Here is a 20,579-nt window from a genome sequence, read left to right as displayed (position 1 = left end):
TTTTTCACATTAATTTATGCCATCATAGGCGTGCAGTTTCTTTCAAGCGGAAATACACCTTCATGAAATTACTACTCGTCGAAGATCATCAGGACATTGCCGGGATCATTTTTGATTTTTTTGAGATCAAAGGTTACACATTGGATTACGCCAGCAATGGCCAGCAAGGCTATGATCTTGGCTGCGAGAATTACTACGATCTGATTATTCTCGATGTCATGCTGCCTCGTATGGATGGCTACACGGTATGTCAAAAGCTAAGAGAGCAAGGCATCGATACGCCAATTCTTATGTTGACGGCCCGCGATACTAAAGAAGATACCTTAGAAGGCTTTTCTCAGGGCGCCGATGATTATCTGGTCAAGCCGTTTGACCTTGAAATTCTCGAAGCAAGAATTAAAGCACTGACCCGTCGCCGTTCAGGCGATACTGCAACCAATACACTAATTTTCGGTGAACTCGAACTCGATCTCAGTAGCCATATAGTTAACCGAAGTGACTGCTCCTTTTCCCTCAATCCAACCCTCTTCACTATCTTAAAACTGCTGATGGTACGAGCTCCCAAGGTGGTCGCCAAAGAGGAGCTAATCTCAACACTTTGGGGAGACGATGAGCCAGAAGGGAATGTGCTGCGAAGCCATATTTACCAGCTGAGGAATCAAATTGATAAGCCTTTCAAACATGCCTATATCAAAACTGTTCCCAAAGTCGGTTATCAATTAATTACAGAGGAAAACTCGTGACTGCAGGTAAAAACGTTAAAAGCGCCAAGCAGCTGACTTTCACCTATTTTTCCATTGTTGCTTTTGCGATTATCACCATTCACTTCACGTTACTCGAAGCAACGCTTGAGGATTTCGAGCAGCTGAACGCCAATAATCGGCTTCATCATGCAAAAGAAATCGCTAAAGAAGCATTCAACGATAATGATGTCTTGAACATTTCAATACCTCCTTTCAGCCATGCCTATATAGGTAAAGAGCAATTGCCTTCGCACCTTATCCTTCCCGACACCTTGCCTGAAGATAAGGCTGTTGAACTGAAGAGGAGTCAGTCGGATGACACTGAATACTTCATCATGAAGTCTGAAATGGGCATTCAGAACAAACAGCAGATCGTATATTTCCTTTATTTTGATGATATCTACGAAACAAGTGAAGAACAGATTTTTTGGAGCCAGGCAAAGCAGCTGATCATTTCATTCATATTAATCCTGATTAGCTTATTTGTCGTTCTACGAATTTCAAGCCGACTAACAAATCCGCTATCTCAGCTTGCCGATGAACTCGAAAATCGTTCGCCCACGGATCTATCCCCTATTCAGACACCAGATGGGATTGTTTCTAAAGAGCTTCTGCAGTTAGTCTCTAGCTTCAATCTCTATGCTGAGCGCATTCATCAGCTAGTTGATCGCGAACGCTCATTTAACCGCTATGCCAGCCATGAGCTTCGTACCCCATTGATGGTAATGAAGGGGGCTATCTCGTTACTTGGTCAGTCTAATGACCCGACGTTTATCGAAAAACAACGGGGGCGATTATTGCACGCAAGCAATGAAATGAATGACTTTGTCACAACACTACTCTCCCTAACTCGCAATGAAAATATCGCGAGCCTAAGCCCACGGACGCTGACTCGTGATGAAATGCACAGCATCATGTCTGAGCATAACCACCTGCTGGAAGGGAAGCCTGTAAGCTGGAACGTAGTTATGGCAGGAAATACAGTCGTCAAGGCTCCTGAAACCACACTGAAAATCCTGCTCGGTAATCTAGTCAAAAATGCATTTGCCTGTACCGATGAAGGTAAGGTTGTCCTAGAGATCAGCCCTGATGCAATTAAGGTCATTGACAGTGGTATTGGGCTTGGTAGCAAGCCCCGCGGGGTAGAAGGGTTTGGGCTCGGGTTATTAATTTCCAGCGATATTTGTCGAAAATATGGTTGGCAGCTTAACCACAGCAATAATGATGCCGGGGGTTGTACGGCAGAAATCATCCTACAGCCGGACGAAACACCCAGCGAGCTGCAAGACTAAAATTTGCCACCATACCTAATAGGATACCAGGGATCATCGCAACCAGCGGCCAGAGAAAAATACCTGTTTCACCAGCTAGTTGCATGATCCACCCGCTATCGACCAACTCAATTAACAACCAGTAGCACCCCCAGTTTGGTACAAAGCCGACACAGGCACTGAGTAAAAACCTCAGCCATTGCCTTAGTGGCTCACAACGATCGGCACCTTTGAAAGTAAACCTGCGGTTACACCACCACGTTGATGATGCAGCGATCCAAAAAGCAGCGGCTCTTGCTAGGATGATTGGCATAAACAAAGAAAAAAAGGCCATGGCAGTAACGTCAACAGCAAAACCAACACCTCCGACAACTCCGAATTTTATGATTTTATAAGTCATTATCTCTTATATACACTAAATAGAATTTCATCTCGTTGAGGCAGGGTATGTAGGTTAAGGTAAAAAAAAGGTGTAATTGAAAGGCCACCTGTTCAGTGACTCTATTATCTTAACTGGGCCCTTCTCGGGCCAGACTCACCCAAAAGGCCTCCACATAATCAACTCATTAATAATATTGATATAATTTTCATCTTAATATAGTTCTGTGGTGATTAATCAGATATTGATTCATATACTGCCTAACGACAAAAAAACACTTTTTTTTCACGCTGTCAGGTTATAATGGCGGCAAATTCTGCTATTCAATCAATGTTCATTACGGAAAAATATGAGTAAAGTTTTAACCTTTTTAAAGGGTATGGCAATGGGGGCTGCTGATGTAGTTCCCGGTGTGTCAGGTGGTACGATTGCCTTCATTACAGGTATTTACGATACCTTGCTAGAAAGTATTCGCCGCGTTAATCCAAGCCTTATCGGTATTTGGCGAGACAAGGGATTCAAGGGCGCTTTCGAGCATATCAACGGTACGTTTCTGATCCTGTTGTTATCTGGGATCCTCACCAGCATTTTTACCCTGGCTCGCTTCATCACCTGGATGCTGCATACCCACCCGATCCCTCTTTGGTCTTTTTTCTTCGGGCTCATCATTGTATCAGTGAACCATATGTTCAAGCAGATTGGGGATTGGAAAGCTAATCGCTTTCTTTCCGTGCTTGCAGGTGCAATATTTGCCTATGGCATCACGGTTTTGCACCCTCTAACCCTAGAACCTACCTCACTGAACATACTGATTGCTGGTTCTATCGCCATTTGTGCAATGATCCTGCCCGGTATTTCAGGTAGCTTTATTCTTCTGCTACTGGGAATGTACGCTCCTATCCTGGCTGCCGCAAAATCAATGGATGTTCTTACCCTTGCAACTTTTGCCTCGGGTTGTGTAATTGGTCTTCTGAGCTTCTCCCATGTTCTGTCATGGGTACTACGTCACCATCGTGACATCGCCCTGACCTTCCTGACTGGCCTCATGATTGGTACGCTAAGTAAAATCTGGCCGTGGAAAGAAACCCTGACCTGGAGAACTAACTCAAGTGGTCAGCAAGTTCCGCTGCTAGAACAAAACCTATCTCCACTCAATTTTGAGCAGATAACAGGCCAACCCGCTCTACTCGGTTACTCTATCGCAGCAATGTTAGTGGGCATCGGTATTGTCTGGGGATTAGAAAAGATCGCAGAAAAATAACCCCCTTTGCACCTTGCCCTGTTCTCCCAGGGCAAGGTGGACAAAAATAAGCCAAACATCCCATTTTTACCTATATTCCTCACAAAAATTCTCTTCCAGCCACTTGATTCGTATACATTAGTGATATTATTCACAAAATTATTACAAGTTCGGTTCTAATGTGAATGCTGAAACATAAGAAATGGCAGCCGATAACCAATATTCTGCTCGCAGTTGCCGTCGGTTTGGGTGGCTTCCAGCTCATGGGGCTAAGCAAAGAACAGGCAAACAAGCCACAATTGCCGACTGATTATTGTCAGCTCGGCGTTCAACCGTGCAAGCAACATAATGCATCAGTAGCGCTCAGCAATGATGTCATCCGGCCGATGCAAAGCACCGAAATCAGTGTTTCATGGCCCGAGCTACCTGTAGAAACTGATAGTTTGATACTCTCTCTTGAAGGTCAGGAAATGATGATGGGCGTTTATCAGCTAAAATTAGCTCGAACGGCAGACGGTCTGTTTTCTGGTAACCTAATACTTCCGTTTTGTACATCAAACGAAATGACCTGGCAAGGGAACATCAAACCCCTCTCTAATTCAGGACAAATAACACCTTTAAACATTTCATTAAGGATGATCAAGTGAAATTTCAATGGATTATACTTGCCCTAGCCCTGGCTGCGGGGTTGCTTACACGCTACATTGTTGATTCAAAAGATCCGGCAGCAGCCACCGCCAGTTACCCATTAAATATTCTTGAAAGTGGCCAGCAAGCCATCGACCTCTATGACAAAGAAGATCCACGTATTCGAGTGATCTATTTTGGCTATACCCATTGTCCAGATGTATGCCCAACATCACTAGCCGTACTTTCCGCCGCGCTCCAAGAACTAGATAATGAACAACTAGAAAAGCTCTGGCCGATTTTTATTACTTTAGATCCGCAGCGAGATACACCGGAAAAAAGCGCTGAATACGCACAATATTTCCACAAAAATATTATTGGAATGACCGGAACAGAACAGCAAACGAAAGCACTAGCAGAAAAATATGGTGTGCTTTATATGCGAACAGAGTTAAAAGACTCTGCCCTTGAGTATGCAGTAGACCACAGTTCATATTTCTATTTCCTACAACCGGACGGTACTTTAGTTGATAAAGTTCAGCATACTTTGAATCCGGCAATTATCATCGAGGCTATTGATCGCCTATTATCCGAATCCTGATAAAATTTAAAACCTAGGTTTTTATACCCGCCCAGGCGGGTTTTCTCGATTTTGAGAGATCTTTTTTAGTGATAAATAGGTGAAGAAGAAGAAATTTGAGCAGCATATGCCATACTAATTCTGCCGACTGATAACATTTAACACTCGGTCTGTAGTGGCAAACAAAGGAGAAGAAAGAAAAATGAACCGTTCATTATCTATCCTTACCGGTATTATTCTGAGTGCGACACTTATTGGCTGTTCAAGCTCTGATGAAGTTGATCAGATGCAGCAACTCACCAATAAAGTTGATATGCTCTCTGATCAGGTAGGTGCTCTGCAAAGTCAGCAAGACCAAATGGCAGGTGCAGTTAACGATGCACGTGCTGCTTCTGACGCGGCTTACCAAGAAGCAATGCGTGCGAACCAGCGAATCGATAATATCGCTAGTTCATACAGCAAGTAAAATCAAACAGTGGCGCTTTAAGCGCCACTACTTTCAAATCTATGTTTAGGCTACGCCTGCAGACTCAAGAAAGCTATACCCTCTCCCGCGCACTGTTTTAATATGCTGTTTTGACAACCCAGACTGTACCATCTTACGACGAATATTACTTATATGCATATCCAAGTTACGATCGAACGGACTAAGCTCCTTCTTTATTACCTCTTTTTGCAACTCGGCTTTTGACACAACAACACCATTGTGTTTAATCAAATATTCAAGCAGCTCAGACTCTGTCCCCGTTAAAGGTAACCGAGAAATATGATGTATCAGACCCGACTGGCAATGACTCATACTCTGTCTCTGACGTTCCAAACCAACCCGCCGTAATATCACGGTTATTCTGGCTAAAAGTTCGGGCACCCTAAATGGTTTAGCTAAGTAATGATCAGCCCCTGCCTGTAACCCTTCAAGCATAGACGGCTCATCACCTAGCGCCGTCAACATCAATATCGGCGTTGCGAAACGCTGGCAAATACGACGAGCAACCTGCAACCCATCAATATTTGGTAACATAACATCAAGCAATACAAGATCGACTGCATTATTCTGCATGTACGTAAGGGCTGTTTCGCCACAGTGCTCACAATGCACATCATAGCCTTCTTCAATCAGCACTTCCTCAAGCAGTTCACACAGCTGAACATCATCATCAACAACAAGAATCTGGGACACAAAACAACACCAAAACAAAAACCATTCTCATTATTATCAATATTAAGATTAAGTTCAATAACGAATATCATAAAGCCTTCTCTGAACATTTAACTGGCTATGATATATACAACCAACCCTTGCCTTAATTATCTCTCACGTAAATATATTTATTAAATATTATACTTTGAACTAAATGAGCACTCATACCTGTATCATTCGAGTTAATCATCAATTCAATTCCATAACGTAGCAATAATATCTATTCGAAAGCTAAATATAACATCGGAACATGCGATAAAGCCTTTCGTTACAAATAGGCATAGTTATCTCTAACCAAGAATAGTTTCGATCACTGTTTAAGCATAAAGCAATATGCAACCAACGCCTTATACCGTAGAATGGCAGGCTTGTCCAAAAAATAAGACACTAAGATGGAACTACTGGCCACTCTATCACAGTCTAAAAATCCGTGGTTTAACCAAGCCGTTGAAGAAGTCATTTTCGACAATGTACTGAGCAATAAGATAATAATGCTCATATGGCAAAACCGTCAATCTATCAGTATTGGAAGAGACCAAAACCCATGGCGCGCCTGCAATATTAGGCACGCACATAAAAACAGTGTCAGTATCATTCGACGCCAAACACCAGGAGGAGCAATTTATCAAGATCCTAGCCATACAAACTTCTCACTTATTGGAAGTGCTAAGCATGTAGGGTCCGGTGAGATAAAGGTAATCTTGGAAAAGGCTCTCACATCCCTACAGATCAATGCTGGTATCAATAAACAACTAGAGCTTATTACCGGCAACAGAAAAATTTCAAATACGGCAACTAAAACGCTTAACGGAAGTACAGTTATTCATTCTGCGATAAAAGTAAGTACCAACTTATCAACTGTTGATGAATATATGAATAATGAGAGAGTCACGACATCCCTAAACATCACCGACAACTACTCAAACTTATGTGAATTAAGCACCGCTGTCACTCACGGCACTTTACAACAAGCACTCATTGGAGCCTTTAGCGAGTGTTATGGCTCCGCTGTTAAAGTCAACCAGATTAATATAAATCCGCTCCCAGAATTTAAAGGGGTGGGAGAAAAGTTGCACCTTATCTCAAGCTGGGACTGGAATTATGGTCAATCCCCAACCTTTACCCACCAACTAGAGGGCCATTTCTCATGGGGAAGAGTCAATCTAAGTATTCATATTATTAAAGGTACTATCGCCTACATTCAATGTCACACTACCCAACGCTATAGTGCTTTATTCGATAAATTCTGCAACAGAATGATTGGCTTTCCTTTTCAAGCCAAATCAGTAATGCCAGTGATCTGCACCATGATGATAGACTTCAGTAGCAAACATACAGTGCTTTTGGATTTCGCCTGCTGGCTCGAGAAAGAACTCTCCTAAGCACATTTATTTAATCATTTACTGGCAATTTTTTGATATTGAACTAAATCAATCTATCTGAGATTACATGACTTTTTCATAAAACACAGTATTGACTTTGGTGAAGTCAGCATGGCTATTAGCCTTACAGCATTTCCCACAGAGTTATTCACAGCTTCTGTGGATAAACAACTTATCCCCAAGCCAACTGCTAGTATCTGCTCCGTTGAAAGCTTCATCTAAACTGTAATTTTTAGCACATTCACCATCAATACCAATCTACCCAATAAAAAAGAACATAAAGCGAGTTATTCTGTAAATAAGTGTGCCTTTTACGAGCAGCACTCAGCGTACAGCAGCATAAGAAGCGGCACTACCTTCAGTACCCTACCATTTAGAGCATTTACATATGTTATAAATACATTCAGCAACCATACGCAACAAAAACAGCCAAGGCAATCGTTTTACTGACCAACCCCCAAACCATATAGAAATATTAAATAATTGATTTTTAAATTAAAAAACCAAAAAAATGATAAAAGAACACAATGTTGATAAAATATCAATTGACACCCTTACTTTAACCACTAGAATACGCGCCGTTTGCCTAAAAGATGGCTACTTATTATTTTTTATTGACGTTGTTTCGAGGTGTATAATGGCAGGTGATAATAACTACAGTCTTGGGCCCGTGCCGCAACCGGCACGTAAAGGTGTTGTATCTCTGACAATGGTAATGCTGGGGTTAACCTTTTTTTCAGCCAGTATGTGGACAGGAGGAACGCTCGGGACAAGCCTCTCCTATGATGATTTCTTTCTAGCAGTCCTTATTGGTAATTTAATCCTCGGTATTTACACTTCATTTCTCGGCTATATCGGTGCCTCTTCTGGCCTCTCTACTCACCTTCTTGCTCGATTTTCCTTTGGTTCTAAAGGCTCTTGGCTTCCTTCCCTTCTTCTTGGTGGTACACAAGTTGGTTGGTTTGGTGTCGGCGTTGCAATGTTCGCCATTCCTGTTCACAAGGCAACCGGCATTGATACCAACATTCTGATTGCCGTTTCCGGCTTGTTAATGACTGCAACCGTATACTTCGGCATCTCAGCACTGATGGTTCTCTCCGCTATCGCTGTTCCAGCCATTGCACTGCTAGGTGGATACTCAGTCTTTGAAGCTGTCGGCAGCGCCGGTGGTATTAACGGGCTTAAAGCCATTACCCCTGAAAATCCAATTGAGTTCTCGACAGCACTGGCTTTAGTCGTGGGATCTTTCGTATCTGCAGGCACGTTAACGGCTGACTTCGTTCGCTTTGGCAAGAAACCCATGGGAGCGGTATTTGTTACTATGATTGCTTTTTTCATCGGTAACTCATTGATGTTTATCTTTGGTGCCGCAGGTGCCGCAGCAACAGGCCAGTCAGATATCTCAGAAGTCATGATTGCTCAAGGGCTGCTCATTCCAGCCGTCATTGTATTGGGCTTAAACATCTGGACGACCAATGACAACGCCCTTTACGCATCAGGCCTTGGCTTCTCGAATGTAACGGGTATATCGAGCAAATACTTGTCCATGGCAAACGGTGTCATAGGTACGCTATGTGCACTGTGGCTATACAATAACTTCGTTGGATGGTTAACCTTTCTCTCGGCAGCAATTCCACCAATCGGGGGGATTATTATTGCAGATTTCTTAAAAAACCGTCATCGTTACAAAGATTTCGCTAACGCTGAATTTAAAACTGTCAACTGGGCAGCCATTATCGGCGTCGCGGTTGGTGTGGCAGCAGGTCACCTTCTTCCAGGTATCGTTCCTCTGAATGCCGTACTTGGTGGTGCAATCAGCTACCTAGTGCTAAACCCTCTTCTAAATCGTGAAGCCAATGCTGCAACAGCCAAAGCATAAGGATTAATTAAGATGCAAACCTCAGATATGCTGATTCAAAATGTTACTCTTCAAGGCAAGGAAGGCCTGCATCAGATCCTGATCGAAAGCGGTCAGTTCAAAAAAATAGCTCTAATGGACGAAGTTATGAGCTATACCGGCGATGTTCTCGATGGTGAAGGCGGTATGGCCATCGCTCCTTTTTGCGAACCTCATGTTCACCTAGACACAACACAAACGGCAGGTGAGCCAAGTTGGAACATCTCAGGCACCTTATTCGAAGGGATCGAACGTTGGGCCGAGCGTAAATCAATGCTATCGGTTGAAGACGTAAAGCGTCGCGCAAAACAGACGTTAAAATGGCAAATTGCGAACGGTGTCCAGCATGTACGTACCCACGTTGACGTTTCAGATCCTACTCTGGTAGCACTGAAGGCGATGCTGGAAGTGAAAGAAGAAATGAAAAACTGGGTTGATATCCAGATCGTGGCCTTCCCCCAAGAAGGTATTCTTTCCTACCCGAACGGTAAAGAATTGCTCGAAGAAGCGGTAAAGCTTGGTGCCGATGTTATCGGTGCAATCCCCCACTTTGAATTCACCCGCGAGTACGGCGTTGAGTCTTTACACTATGTGTTTGAACTAGCAAGAAAGTACGACCGTCTTATTGATGTTCATTGTGATGAAATCGATGACGAACAATCTCGTTTTGTCGAAACTCTCGCAGCGCTAGCCCATAAGTTTAATATGGGTGACAGGGTAACAGCAAGCCACACAACCGCCATGCACTCCTACAATGGTGCTTATGCTTCTCGTTTGTTCCGCCTGCTAAAAATGTCCGGTATTAGCTTCGTTGCCAACCCACTGGTTAACATTCACCTGCAAGGCCGCTTTGACGATTATCCTAAGCGTAGGGGTATCACCCGCGTGAAGGAAATGCTGGCATCAGACATTAATGTCTGTTTCGGTCACGATGATGTCTTTGACCCATGGTATCCACTAGGAACTGCGAACATGATGCAGGTACTGCATATGGGGCTGCATGTCTGCCAGGTGATGGGGTATGATCAGATCAATGACTCATTGGATCTGATCAGTACCAACTCTGCCCATACACTGAACATTCAAGACCGATATGGTATTGAAGAAGGAAAACCGGGAAGCTTGCTTATTCTGCCTGCTGATAATGGATTTGATGCGGTTCGCCGTCAGGTGCCCGTTCGCTATTCAATTCGCCATGGCCATGTTGTTGCCCAGACTCAACCGGCAACAACACAAATCAACTTAGATGATGGTAGCGAAGACGTCACCTTCCGTCGTTAAGAATTCGATTCTCTAATTTCAAAGCCACCTTAGACACAAGGTGGCTTTATAGTGTTAGAGCAATATCAGGAATTATTGCTGCTTTTTACGTTTCCAAAAAACTAAAAGCACCAACGAGAGCAAGCCGTACCAAGTACTCGCTCCACCACTGGCTGTATTCATATTACAGTTAATATGGGAGATCCCACTGGCATTCGAATTGCATTTGCTTGTATCCACCTCATCTTCTTTCCCATTACCGGCTCCGACATCACTATCACCTCCAGTACCACCTGCGTTTTCAGAGCCATCAGTATCCGCTTCTGTTTCTATGATAAAATCAGGCTTGGTAACAGGCTGATCCGGTATTGTCCCCACGTTTGATTCAACCCAAGAATAGTATGTCCCTACACGTGTATAGAATGTCGGTCGTACTAGCGATCCGCACACAAGTTTGCCCAGCGGCCCGCCGCTCACTATGCCAAATTGAACCCAATGATCCTCTTCATTCTTCGCTCTTAACGGTCCCCCGCTGTCACCTTTACACGCATTGGGGCCAAACTCTTTCGACTCTCCGTCACTATCAAAAATCACATATGGTGGTAAGGCACAAACCTTAGTGCGATTAAACGGGCTATCGAGAATATAGTGAACCTCATTACCGAGCTCTAACCGATTGAAACACTCTTCCATCGGAACAAATGATAATTTTGCCTCCATTAACCTTTCTGATATCCCCACCCCACTTGTTTGCGTCGATCCCCAGCCTGAAACTTTGGTATTTTCTGGCCGCTCCTTATCTGACCACTGCAAACCTAGCTGCTGATCCAGATCATCGGCATCTTTGTCACTGGCCAACCTAACTGGCGTAATGTTGTTTGCAAAAGGGCGATCTACCCTTAGTAACGCAATATCGTTATCCAATGCAGTGCTAACAACTTCCGTGAGAGTAGAGCCATCTGGCTGTACTGATTTTTGAACAATAGCCTGGGGGGAATACTTCGGATGAACCACAACATGAGAGATTGCATAAAGTGTCGCAACATCTTCAACGGTACTATTGCTAGTACCTACCATGACGCTCAACTGGCTTGGAGCCGTAACCTGGTACTGACCAGAACCTACTTCATGTACAACGCAATGGGCAGCAGTTAGCACCCAGTGCTGGTTGACTACCGTACCACCACAACTATGGCTAAGTTGGTTGGCTGTAAGACGGATCGAAGCCATCCAACTTTGATCATCTGTTGGCTTAACAGGTGTGCCACCCACAACATAATTATCGATCTCGCTGGCTACGCCCTGGCTTAATAACACCAGGCACAAGCTCATTGTGGCGAATAGATGCCTCATCCTTATCATGCACAATCCTTGGCAGAGTAAAAATAAAAGCAATGTATCAGCTGACTATAAAGCCAAACATGGAGGAAAGATTGTTATGCGAGTGAATTCGTACTATTTCGCTATAATGCTAAGAAATATACTTTGTATCAGTTAAATAGGTCGAGTTTTAATAATTCAGTTATTTATATCAGAAGATAAAAAGCCGGATCTGCCAAACAAATCCGGTTAGTCATTATCACATATCCAGCTTTACCGGATTTATGCAAGTAGTTATTTTCCGCGCCTATAATGAAGAACAATTAACTTCCTGGTAGGCGATATCAACATACAGGCCACCAACTTCAGCTGCCAGTTTCGGATAAAAGCCTCCCGAAGCCGCCATCTTAACTTTATCGAGATCAATGGTATAAACCGCTAGGCCCAGCATATCAATTTCGTTAGGTATACAACTGTTCGCATTACCACTTTCAAAGCAAATATTATTTGCATTATCTATTCTACCGCATGTTTCACCCTCGACATCAATTCCTAAATTCTCAAGTATAGTCTTAGATGCTACAGGTAGTTTTTCAGGAGAAGAGCTTCCCATTTGAGCTGTAATCTGGTTAATATCGTAATAACCAGGTTGCAAAGTACCAATTGAGCTGGTGAGACGTGCCCCAGTTACCGTGAATACTTTTGTGTTACCTTCTGCTAAATCCTTAACATCATCTTCATCACACCCAACTAACGCCAGCGCAGACAGCAAAAACACAGCCTTTTTCATCACAAATCCTTGGTATAATCTTATAATACTTATTAAAACAGTTATGATTTTAGCCCTTTTGTTACATTAATCCAAATTTCCTCCAACAAAGCGTGCGTTTTATCTATAACTGTTGATAAATTAGCCTCTTTGCCTATCAAAAATATTTTATAAGTAGGCAGGTAATAGAATATCTTCCCCTTAAAACAGTTCCTTTCTAATGCCACAATCCATAACCATCAGTTATTTATCATTCAATCAACTATAAGCTGTAAGTGCCAATAATGTTCATTTACTATACTGTTTTGAACATCTATGAACGGCTTCAGTGTGATCCAAAGCAGGATTTCTTTCCTTATCAAGAAATACTGGCATAATGTCGCCACAACAAATCTACGGACAAATCCTTATGACTATTGAAAATATCGTTAAGCAGCGCTCTGACGCAAAATGTGAACTATGTTCATCTGAAGACAATTTAAGCGTGTATGAAGTACCTGCTTCTCCAGACACAACTGCAGGTAGCTGTGTTATGGTTTGTGGTACTTGTCGTAGTCAAATTGAAGATGCCGATACAATGGATCAGAATCACTGGCGCTGCCTGAACGATAGCATGTGGAGCCAGGTTCCTGCCGTTCAGGTCATGGCTTACCGTATGTTGAAGCGCCTTTCTTCAGAAACATGGGCACAAGATCTGCTAGATATGCTGTACATGGAAGAAGATATGATTGAATGGGCTGAAAAAGGCATCGCACTTGAAGCTTTAGATTCTATTCAAACACTAGATGTAAACGGCACCCCACTGCAAGCTGGTGACAACGTCACCATCATCAAAGATCTTCCAGTAAAAGGCTCCAGCCTAGTGGTTAAGCAAGGGACAGCTGTTCGTGGCATCCGTTTAACAGATAACCCTCTACACATTACAGGTAAAGCGGCCGGTACCAACATGGTGATCATCGCAGCTTACTGCAAAAAGATGTGATCTCTTTTTCCAGTCAAAACAATACAACAAAGGCGCTACTTCGCGCCTTTGTTTGATTTCAAATTAACTTGCCATTGTCTCGGACATGGCTTGTTCTAGCAGATCCTCTGGAAACCTTGGTATAAGCCGTCTAATCGTTTTTTCATCCAGATATCCACTATCAATAAATTCTTTTAAATCAAGGCATTTTGCCATCAAGGTTAGATCTATTGCTGTATTTGGTCGTGGGGCAAAACCACATAAGCTCTTCATACCTAATCGTTCGTAAAACCGTTTGTGCTTTTTACTCGAACCACACACTATTGCTGTTCTGCCAAAGCGTTCATCAATCATATAGATATTACTAAACAGGGCTAGTGGCGCCACTGATTCAAGGCCCCGAAGCTCAGGGATTACCGCTAACCTCCCCATCTCAATGATGGTGTCATATTCTTTTTCTAATTCGGCAAACTCAGGTTCAAACCCTGCCTTACACGGTATATCCACCCATCCCAAAGGACGATGCAATATGCTCGCTCTAACTGTTGCAATAGGCTTACCGTTATCTTTAAGCAAGAAAGAAATATTATTTGGCTTCTCGTCGTAAGTATCGGTAAATAAGCCACGGGTACATACCGGGTTATATCCAACCGTTGTATAAGCTTGGTATCGGATATTATAAGCAGTGATCTTTTCTTCTTCTGTAAGGCAAAGATGGTTCGATAGGCGGTCATATTGCATAAACGTTCCAGTTAGTCAGTACCTATGAACAACTCTGTTCAGCAGGCTTAAAAGGTAAAAAGTGATCATTATTCTCTATTACCCTATCGTTAAACATTCCGCAGATTAAGCCTGAACCATGACGAACTCATAGTTAACAATCAATTATTCAACGCAGTTCACATAAGCATCTTTTTTTAACAATTCCTCCCTCTTTTTGCTGCAATATATAACGATTAACTCGTTGTTAAATAAGCTGATATTAAACGATGCTTCAAATCGCATTAATCACCAATAGGGACATTGGCTATGGATTTTTCTTTGCTCACAGCTCTTTCCGAGATCTTTTTACACCACCAAATCACTCAAGATCCCAAAGAGCTACAGGAGTTTGGTTTCGCTTTAAATGGAAGTACCAAAGTTCCCTCAGCTGTAGTCTGGCCAGAAACTGAAGAGCAGCTTATTGCCGTCATTAAAGCAGCCAACAGATACAAATTTGAAATTCATCCAGTCGCACAAGGAAGGAATTGGGGCTATGGCACAGCGCAGGGAACAAAATCTCAGCAAGTCATTGTAAACCTCAGCCGTTTATCTCAGGTTAACGAAATCAATGATGAGCATGCCTATGTGCGTGTTCAGCCAGGCATAACCCAATCACAGCTTTACCATGCACTTGTGGACAATAGCTCATCGCTACAACTCGATATTACGGCGGCAGGACTGCACACCAGCGTAGTTGGTAACCTCCTGGAACGAGGTTTTGGACATACTGATTATTGTGATCGTTTCGGCAATATACTATCAATGCGTGTATTGCTACCAACAGGTGAAGTGATCACAACTGGCATGGGCATGTTTGGCACAAGCAGGGCTAAACATCTTTATCCGTATGGGATCGGCCCGGTTCTCTCTGGCTTATTTTCACAGTCCAACCTTGGCATCGTACTCGAAATGACCATCGCGTTACAGCCCAAACCAGCATACCAAGCAACAGTGATAGTGCTATGTAAGGAAGAATCCGACGCGCCAGATATGGTCGCGACGATTGCCAAATTAAAGCTTGAAGGTGTTGTTACCAGCGGCGTGCATACCGTCAGTATGACTCGTGCAATGGGTGAACAAGCAATAAAAGCAGCGGGAGCTTGGGTACTCACCACTTCGTTATCGGGGCCAAAGGGTATCGTAAAAGCACGTTTCAAGTACTTTAAACAAACAATCAAACATGCGATTCCCAACGCAAAAGTGATCATGCTGGATGATTTTCGCTGGAGTATTCTCAGCAAACTGAATCAATATATCAAGTCACCTGCGCTCGCAGGGCTGCAGCTGGTTATTGACCTCAAAAAGGGCATCCCCTCTGATGAGGCGATTAAAACATTGCTTGACCATCGTGAAGCGAACTCAGAAATGAAAACGTCAGAGTTCCCAGCATGTTTTCGCTGGATATGCGCTGTCAGTAGTTTCTCGCAGGCTGATATCAAAGAGATGTTGAGTATTTGCAAGAAAACATTTCACAAGTTTGGATATGATGAGCGTTACAGTATGACAAATGTCAGTGAACGCGCTGTCGTGCTCATTGCAAACATTCGTTTCGGGAAATCCCAGGCAGAAATTGATAAAGCGACCGAATTTCACCAAGAGCTGGATCATGCATTGATCTCCGCGGGTTATTGCCCATATCGTAGCGGCTCAGGCATGTTTGATACGGTGAAACCGTTTATTGATGAGAATAACCTAGCGTTGCTTAGCAAATTGAAGGCTGCTTTTGATCCAAATAATATTTTATCACCTGATAAATATTGGCTTGAATACAACCGAAATACCTCCATACAAGTCCCATCACAACAATTTTCATGTCAGGATTCAGCACAATACACACCAGAGCATTAACCTTGAATGGCTGGCATGGACTCATTTTCATGCCAGTCAAACTAGACTTCTTACCAAGCCCCGTACGGCTTCGCGCGGGGCGTAATCATGACTTATCACTTATCACTTATCACTTATCAGACCATACTGCCAGCTCATTTCCGCTAGGCTCTTTGAAATGAAAACGCCGTCCTCCTGGAAATGAAAATATTGGCCGAACAACGCAACCACCGGAGGCTTCAACTTTTGATAATGTTGACTCTAGATCTTGGCTATAAAGCACAATAAGCGCTGCACCATTTTCCGTTGACGAGCTTAATGTCGATTGAAAGAAGCCACCATCTAATCCTTGATTGGAGAATGCCGAATAGTCGTCACCATAATCAACAAAACTCCAACCAAATGCTTGATTAAAAAATTGTTTCGTTGCTTCTAAGTTTGTGGCCGGGAACTCCACATAATTAATTTTCTCATGCTTTGTATTCTGTGAACTTTCCATACATCACCTCTTTAAATGTAATGATAAAGCTAATTATGATACGCCCTTAATCTTTTTTCAGTGAACATAAAATCTACTCGTTTTTAGCAAAAATCCTACCACCAACCAGATTTTTTTACTTTCTTGTTTGCCCAATGGCAAAAAACATGGTTAGAATAGCTGACCAATTGATAGCAACATTAACTGCTGTCAAATTGAACAGAATTTACAATGATTTAGTGAGTTAGTCGGGGAGCCTTTGGCTGAGACCACTTCGGTGGGACCCGTTGAACCTGATCCATTTAATAATGGCGTAGGGAACTAGCAATCGTGTCTTCAGATGGCCTTACTAAGCGCCTATTCTCTGACACCTGCTACCCTGCGCGTAACTTTAGGGGTAGTTATGGCCATTCCATCAAAAACACCAATCACACTAACGATTGCAGGCTCCGACAGCGGTGGCGGTGCAGGTATTCAGGCCGACATTAAAGCCATCTCTGCAACAGGGGGCTATGCTTGCTCCGTCATCACAGCGTTGACAGCACAAAATACACAGGGCGTTTCAGGCATATTAAATGTTGCGCCTGAATTTGTCGCCCAGCAGCTTGATGCCGTATTCTCAGATTTGGATATCAAGGCTGTTAAAATTGGCATGCTAAGTGATGCCAGTATTATCCGGACAGTTGCCGCCAAACTACGCCAATACCAACCTAAGCACCTCGTTGTTGATCCTGTCATGGTAGCAACCAGTGGTGATCTCCTGCTACAGGAAGAGGCTATCTCCACTTTAAAATCCGACCTATTGCCTATGGCTGACGTTATCACCCCTAACCTACCAGAAGCCGCCGCTTTGCTTGGTGCCACTATTCCGCAAAATGAAAAAGAAATGACCAGCATGATTGAGGGCCTTCGCCAAATTGGCTCGCAGTCTGTACTACTTAAAGGCGGCCACCTAGAACAAGATAGCAACAGTACCGACCTACTGATCCTAGCAGACGATGTGATCCGGATGACTACGCCTCGGATTGCCACCCCAAATACCCACGGTACTGGTTGTACACTGTCAGCCGCAACAGCCTCTTTCCTTGCACAAGGGTTTGAAATGGCCACCGCTGTCCAACATGCAAAATCTTATATCACCCAGGCAATCAGTCAGGCTGATGAACTTGAGATTGGCTCTGGCCATGGCCCTGTTCATCATTTCTTTGCTGGTCACTACCAACCAGAATAAGTGCCATGGATATGCTAACGTCATCAATAACCAAGCAGCCAGCCGCTGTCGAGGTATGCCTACAGCATGCCTCGCTCACATTCAAAGATGCCAGAGAAGCGCTGTTTGTTGATCTTGACTTAACCTTGCCTGCAGGCCAATGGACTTGCCTGCTCGGTAAAAGTGGCTGTGGTAAGACGACCTTGCTACGCCACCTTGCAGGCCTTCTCGAAGACCGTGCCAGCTGGCATGGCAAGCTTGTCACCTCAGACAACAAATCTCTGTCTGAGCGCATTGCCTATATGGCACAACAAGATCTGCTGTTGCCATGGCTATCTGTTCTTGACAATGTCTGCCTCAGCCAGCGCTTCGGTACCAAACCAAACCCGCAGCAGACTGACAAAGCAATGAAGCTTCTTCAAGCTGTAGGACTTGAAGAATACGCATCGGCCTCGCCGGATCAGCTATCTGGTGGGATGCGGCAGCGTGTGGCGCTTGCCAGGACCCTGATGCAGGATAAACCGTTGGTTCTGATGGACGAACCCTTCTCGGCACTGGATGCGGTTACACGCCATAAACTTCAGACGCTTTCGTCTGAGTTACTCAAAGGCTGTACAGTATTGCTGATCACCCATGATCCCCAAGAAGCACTGCGCCTAGGACATAACATCTACATTATGTCGGGAAAGCCAGCCAAGCTCCTTAACCTTGGCGTGCCAGACACGACACCACCTCGGCAATTTGATGCCCAAATGGCGGCTCATCAGCAAACCATTATCGAGCAACTGGAGCAGGACTATGGCTGATCTTCAAACATCCGACAACATGAAGGCATCATTCCAGCTTCAACGAGTGCTTCAACAGAAACACCGAGGGCTACCAAGGAGTGCATTGCGCATCCTCATTAGCTTTTGTGTGATTTTGGGATTATGGCAGACGGCAGTCGTGTTCTTTGACATGCCACCATTCATACTGCCTAGTCCTCTCGCCGTATTTAGCAAGCTCATCGAGCGATATGATGTCCTATGGCACCATACTCTTGTTACTAGCTCAGAGGTCATTCTTGGACTGTTACTTGGACTGTTTATGGGGCTGTTTTTCGCATTGCAAATGTTGCTGTTTGCCCCACTGCGACGCTGGCTGTTGCCTATTCTAATCACCAGCCAAGCAATTCCGGTGTTTGCAATCGCACCAATTCTGATGCTTTGGCTTGGCTATGGTATCGCGTCAAAAGTCGTAATGGCCGCCCTGATCATCTTCTTCCCAGTGACGACATGTTGTTATGACGGTCTTCGCCAGACGCCTGCGGGTTACCTGGATCTTGCTAAAACCATGGGTGCAACACGCTGGCAGCTACTATGGCAAATTAGGCTACCTGCCGCCCTGCCCGCCTTGGCATCCGGTATTAGAGTAGCCGTGGTTGTTGCTCCTATCGGCGCGGTTATTGGCGAGTGGGTAGGATCAAGTGAAGGTCTTGGCTATTTAATGCTACAAGCGAATGCCCGCATGTTTGTTGACGAAATGTTTGCCGCCCTTTTCATCCTGGCACTGTTTTCTGTCAGCCTCTATTTCATTGCTGATGTATTGCTAAAAAAAGCAATCCCCTGGCAAAGCAAATAACACTTCCCCCCAACAGAGCCTGCTACCTCAGGCTCTATAGACAATAACGATAACAAGAGACTAACAGGAATCATTAATGAAAAAGCACTTACTACATGGCTTTGCTGCCCTTTCCCTATCCGCCGCTTCATTCAGTGCGGCCGCAGAGAAAGTGACCCTAATGCTGGACTGGTTCGTCAACCCAAACCACGGCCCTATCATTCTGGCCCAGGAAAAAGGCTGGTTTGCCGAACAAGGGCTCGACATTGATATTCAGGAGCCAGCTGATCCAAGCATTCCAGACAAACTAGTTGCCGCAGGTAAAATTGATATGGCTGTGTCTTATCAAAGCACCCTAATTTCGAGCACTGCAGCTGGGCTGCCGGTAGTTCGCTCTGCCACCCTGATTTCAGGCCCGTTAAACTCTTTGATCGTACTAGATAAGTCTGGGATCAAAAGCCTGGCCGATCTCAAAGACAAACAAATTGGTGTCGCCATTGGCGGCAGCGAGGATGCTACCATCGGTACGATGCTTGATTCTGCCAATGTCAGCATGGACAACGTAAAAATCATCAATGTTGGCTGGGCGCTGTCTTCGTCACTCGCTTCAGGAAAAGTGGATGCTATCTGGGGGGGCTTGAGAAACTTTGAGCTAAACCAGCTAGAGCTTGAGGGCTACAAAGCAACCGCATTTTACCCGGAAGAGCACGGTGTACCTCCTTATGACGAATTGATTTTTGTCGCCAACAAGCACAAGTACAATCCAGAAACGGTTACAAAGTTCAACAGTGCTATCGAGAAGGCGACCGTATACCTGATTAACCACCCGGAAAAAGCATGGCAGGAGTTTGTCGCGTATTCGCCCGATACATTAAACAACGAGCTGAACCGTAATGCCTGGGAAGATACCCTTACCCGTTTTGCCCTTCGTCCTGGTGCCGTTGAATTGAAGCGTTACGATGAATACGCCGAATTCATGAAAAAGCACAACATCATCAAATCGCTGCCTCAGGCCAAAGATTACGTGCTGACATACTGATCCCTGCCTTCATAAGATTTATCAAGGAACTGAC

20 protein-coding genes, 1 pseudogene and 1 riboswitch are annotated in these 20,579 nt (G+C 44.1%); of the genes and pseudogenes, 15 read left to right on the top strand and 6 right to left on the bottom strand.

The features are described from left to right. Positions 1 to 62 precede the first annotated feature (62 nt). Complete coding sequence (locus tag AC51G0_RS27365) at positions 63 to 743, top strand: response regulator transcription factor (RefSeq protein WP_496302715.1); 681 nt, start codon at positions 63 to 65, stop codon at positions 741 to 743. Next, positions 740 to 2,035 (top strand): sensor histidine kinase, encoded by a 1,296-nt coding sequence (locus tag AC51G0_RS27360; RefSeq protein WP_496302714.1) that lies wholly within the window; start codon positions 740 to 742, stop codon positions 2,033 to 2,035. Before AC51G0_RS27365 ends, AC51G0_RS27360 begins: the two co-directional genes overlap by 4 nt. On the opposite strand, the gene AC51G0_RS27355 is transcribed toward AC51G0_RS27360, so the two are convergent. After that, positions 1,992 to 2,414: a GtrA family protein gene (locus AC51G0_RS27355; RefSeq protein WP_496302713.1), complete on the bottom strand. Its 423-nt coding sequence runs from the start codon at positions 2,412 to 2,414 to the stop codon at positions 1,992 to 1,994. The two genes, AC51G0_RS27360 and AC51G0_RS27355, sit on opposite strands and share 44 nt — an antisense overlap. Positions 2,415 to 2,742: 328 nt before the next feature. Here AC51G0_RS27355 and AC51G0_RS27350 point away from each other — a divergent pair, with 328 nt between their 5' ends. The 4 genes from AC51G0_RS27350 to AC51G0_RS27335 all read left to right on the top strand — a co-directional run bounded on the left by AC51G0_RS27350 (position 2,743) and on the right by AC51G0_RS27335 (position 5,306). Beyond that, positions 2,743 to 3,654: a polyprenyl-phosphate transporter gene (locus tag AC51G0_RS27350; protein WP_496302712.1), complete on the top strand. Its 912-nt coding sequence runs from the start codon at positions 2,743 to 2,745 to the stop codon at positions 3,652 to 3,654. Between the two features lie 164 nt (positions 3,655 to 3,818). Then, a complete protein-coding gene (locus AC51G0_RS27345; RefSeq protein ID WP_496302711.1) occupies positions 3,819 to 4,280 on the top strand; it encodes a hypothetical protein in 462 nt (153 codons plus the stop codon). Next, positions 4,277 to 4,861 (top strand): SCO family protein, encoded by a 585-nt coding sequence (locus AC51G0_RS27340; protein ID WP_496302710.1) that lies wholly within the window; start codon positions 4,277 to 4,279, stop codon positions 4,859 to 4,861. Before AC51G0_RS27345 ends, AC51G0_RS27340 begins: the two co-directional genes overlap by 4 nt. Positions 4,862 to 5,042: 181 nt before the next feature. Then, complete coding sequence (locus AC51G0_RS27335) at positions 5,043 to 5,306, top strand: Lpp/OprI family alanine-zipper lipoprotein (protein ID WP_036821101.1); 264 nt, start codon at positions 5,043 to 5,045, stop codon at positions 5,304 to 5,306. A gap of 45 nt (positions 5,307 to 5,351) precedes the next feature. Here AC51G0_RS27335 and AC51G0_RS27330 read toward each other — a convergent pair whose 3' ends face one another. Continuing rightward, positions 5,352 to 6,020, bottom strand: a complete 669-nt coding sequence (locus AC51G0_RS27330; protein ID WP_496302709.1) for a response regulator transcription factor — start codon at positions 6,018 to 6,020, stop codon at positions 5,352 to 5,354. Positions 6,021 to 6,433: 413 nt separating this feature from the next. Here AC51G0_RS27330 and AC51G0_RS27325 point away from each other — a divergent pair, with 413 nt between their 5' ends. The 3 genes from AC51G0_RS27325 to AC51G0_RS27315 all read left to right on the top strand — a co-directional run bounded on the left by AC51G0_RS27325 (position 6,434) and on the right by AC51G0_RS27315 (position 10,601). Further along, positions 6,434 to 7,423 (top strand): lipoyl protein ligase domain-containing protein, encoded by a 990-nt coding sequence (locus AC51G0_RS27325; RefSeq protein ID WP_496302708.1) that lies wholly within the window; start codon positions 6,434 to 6,436, stop codon positions 7,421 to 7,423. 637 nt (positions 7,424 to 8,060) lie between these two features. After that, positions 8,061 to 9,302 (top strand): cytosine permease, encoded by a 1,242-nt coding sequence (codB, locus tag AC51G0_RS27320; RefSeq protein WP_496302707.1) that lies wholly within the window; start codon positions 8,061 to 8,063, stop codon positions 9,300 to 9,302. 12 nt (positions 9,303 to 9,314) lie between these two features. Further along, positions 9,315 to 10,601, top strand: coding sequence for a cytosine deaminase (locus AC51G0_RS27315; protein ID WP_496302706.1), 1,287 nt, complete (start codon positions 9,315 to 9,317; stop codon positions 10,599 to 10,601). Positions 10,602 to 10,673: 72 nt separating this feature from the next. On the opposite strand, the gene AC51G0_RS27310 is transcribed toward AC51G0_RS27315, so the two are convergent. Beyond that, positions 10,674 to 11,942: a S1 family peptidase gene (locus AC51G0_RS27310; RefSeq protein WP_496302705.1), complete on the bottom strand. Its 1,269-nt coding sequence runs from the start codon at positions 11,940 to 11,942 to the stop codon at positions 10,674 to 10,676. 265 nt (positions 11,943 to 12,207) lie between these two features. Next, the gene (locus tag AC51G0_RS27305; RefSeq protein WP_496302704.1) at positions 12,208 to 12,690 is read right to left on the bottom strand and encodes a hypothetical protein; all 483 of its coding nucleotides are present in this window, start codon (positions 12,688 to 12,690) and stop codon (positions 12,208 to 12,210) included. Between the two features lie 388 nt (positions 12,691 to 13,078). On the opposite strand from AC51G0_RS27305, the gene AC51G0_RS27300 reads away from it, so the two are divergent. Then, complete coding sequence (locus tag AC51G0_RS27300) at positions 13,079 to 13,651, top strand: PhnA domain-containing protein (RefSeq protein ID WP_496302702.1); 573 nt, start codon at positions 13,079 to 13,081, stop codon at positions 13,649 to 13,651. Positions 13,652 to 13,714: 63 nt separating this feature from the next. Here the strand turns inward: AC51G0_RS27300 and AC51G0_RS27295 are convergent, their stop codons facing one another. Continuing rightward, a complete protein-coding gene (locus tag AC51G0_RS27295) occupies positions 13,715 to 14,371 on the bottom strand; it encodes an N-acyl amino acid synthase FeeM domain-containing protein (RefSeq protein WP_496302701.1) in 657 nt (218 codons plus the stop codon). 288 nt (positions 14,372 to 14,659) lie between these two features. Here AC51G0_RS27295 and AC51G0_RS27290 point away from each other — a divergent pair, with 288 nt between their 5' ends. Next, positions 14,660 to 16,240, top strand: coding sequence for an FAD-binding oxidoreductase (locus tag AC51G0_RS27290; RefSeq protein WP_496302700.1), 1,581 nt, complete (start codon positions 14,660 to 14,662; stop codon positions 16,238 to 16,240). Positions 16,241 to 16,349: 109 nt separating this feature from the next. Here AC51G0_RS27290 and AC51G0_RS27285 read toward each other — a convergent pair whose 3' ends face one another. Continuing rightward, positions 16,350 to 16,718, bottom strand: a complete 369-nt coding sequence (locus AC51G0_RS27285; protein ID WP_496302699.1) for a VOC family protein — start codon at positions 16,716 to 16,718, stop codon at positions 16,350 to 16,352. A gap of 218 nt (positions 16,719 to 16,936) precedes the next feature. Continuing rightward, positions 16,937 to 17,034, top strand: a riboswitch (TPP riboswitch). 66 nt (positions 17,035 to 17,100) lie between these two features. Here AC51G0_RS27285 and thiD point away from each other — a divergent pair. From thiD to AC51G0_RS27265, 4 genes and pseudogenes are all read left to right on the top strand, one after another. Further along, on the top strand, positions 17,101 to 17,928 hold the full coding sequence (thiD, locus tag AC51G0_RS27280) for a bifunctional hydroxymethylpyrimidine kinase/phosphomethylpyrimidine kinase (RefSeq protein WP_496304228.1): 828 nt from the start codon (positions 17,101 to 17,103) through the stop codon (positions 17,926 to 17,928). Positions 17,929 to 17,939: 11 nt separating this feature from the next. Next, on the top strand, positions 17,940 to 18,713 hold the full coding sequence (locus tag AC51G0_RS27275; protein ID WP_496304227.1) for an ABC transporter ATP-binding protein: 774 nt from the start codon (positions 17,940 to 17,942) through the stop codon (positions 18,711 to 18,713). A gap of 88 nt (positions 18,714 to 18,801) precedes the next feature. Further along, positions 18,802 to 19,527: pseudogene (locus AC51G0_RS27270) on the top strand (ABC transporter permease); the annotation flags it as partial. Between the two features lie 76 nt (positions 19,528 to 19,603). After that, entirely contained in the window at positions 19,604 to 20,545 is a 942-nt protein-coding gene (locus AC51G0_RS27265; RefSeq protein ID WP_496302698.1) for an ABC transporter substrate-binding protein, read from the top strand. Positions 20,546 to 20,579 lie beyond the last annotated feature (34 nt).

Source organism: Photobacterium sp. HL06 (assembly GCF_059552575.1).
Note: the sequence above shows the minus strand (reverse complement) of the source record. Positions and strands in the feature narration are given on the sequence as shown.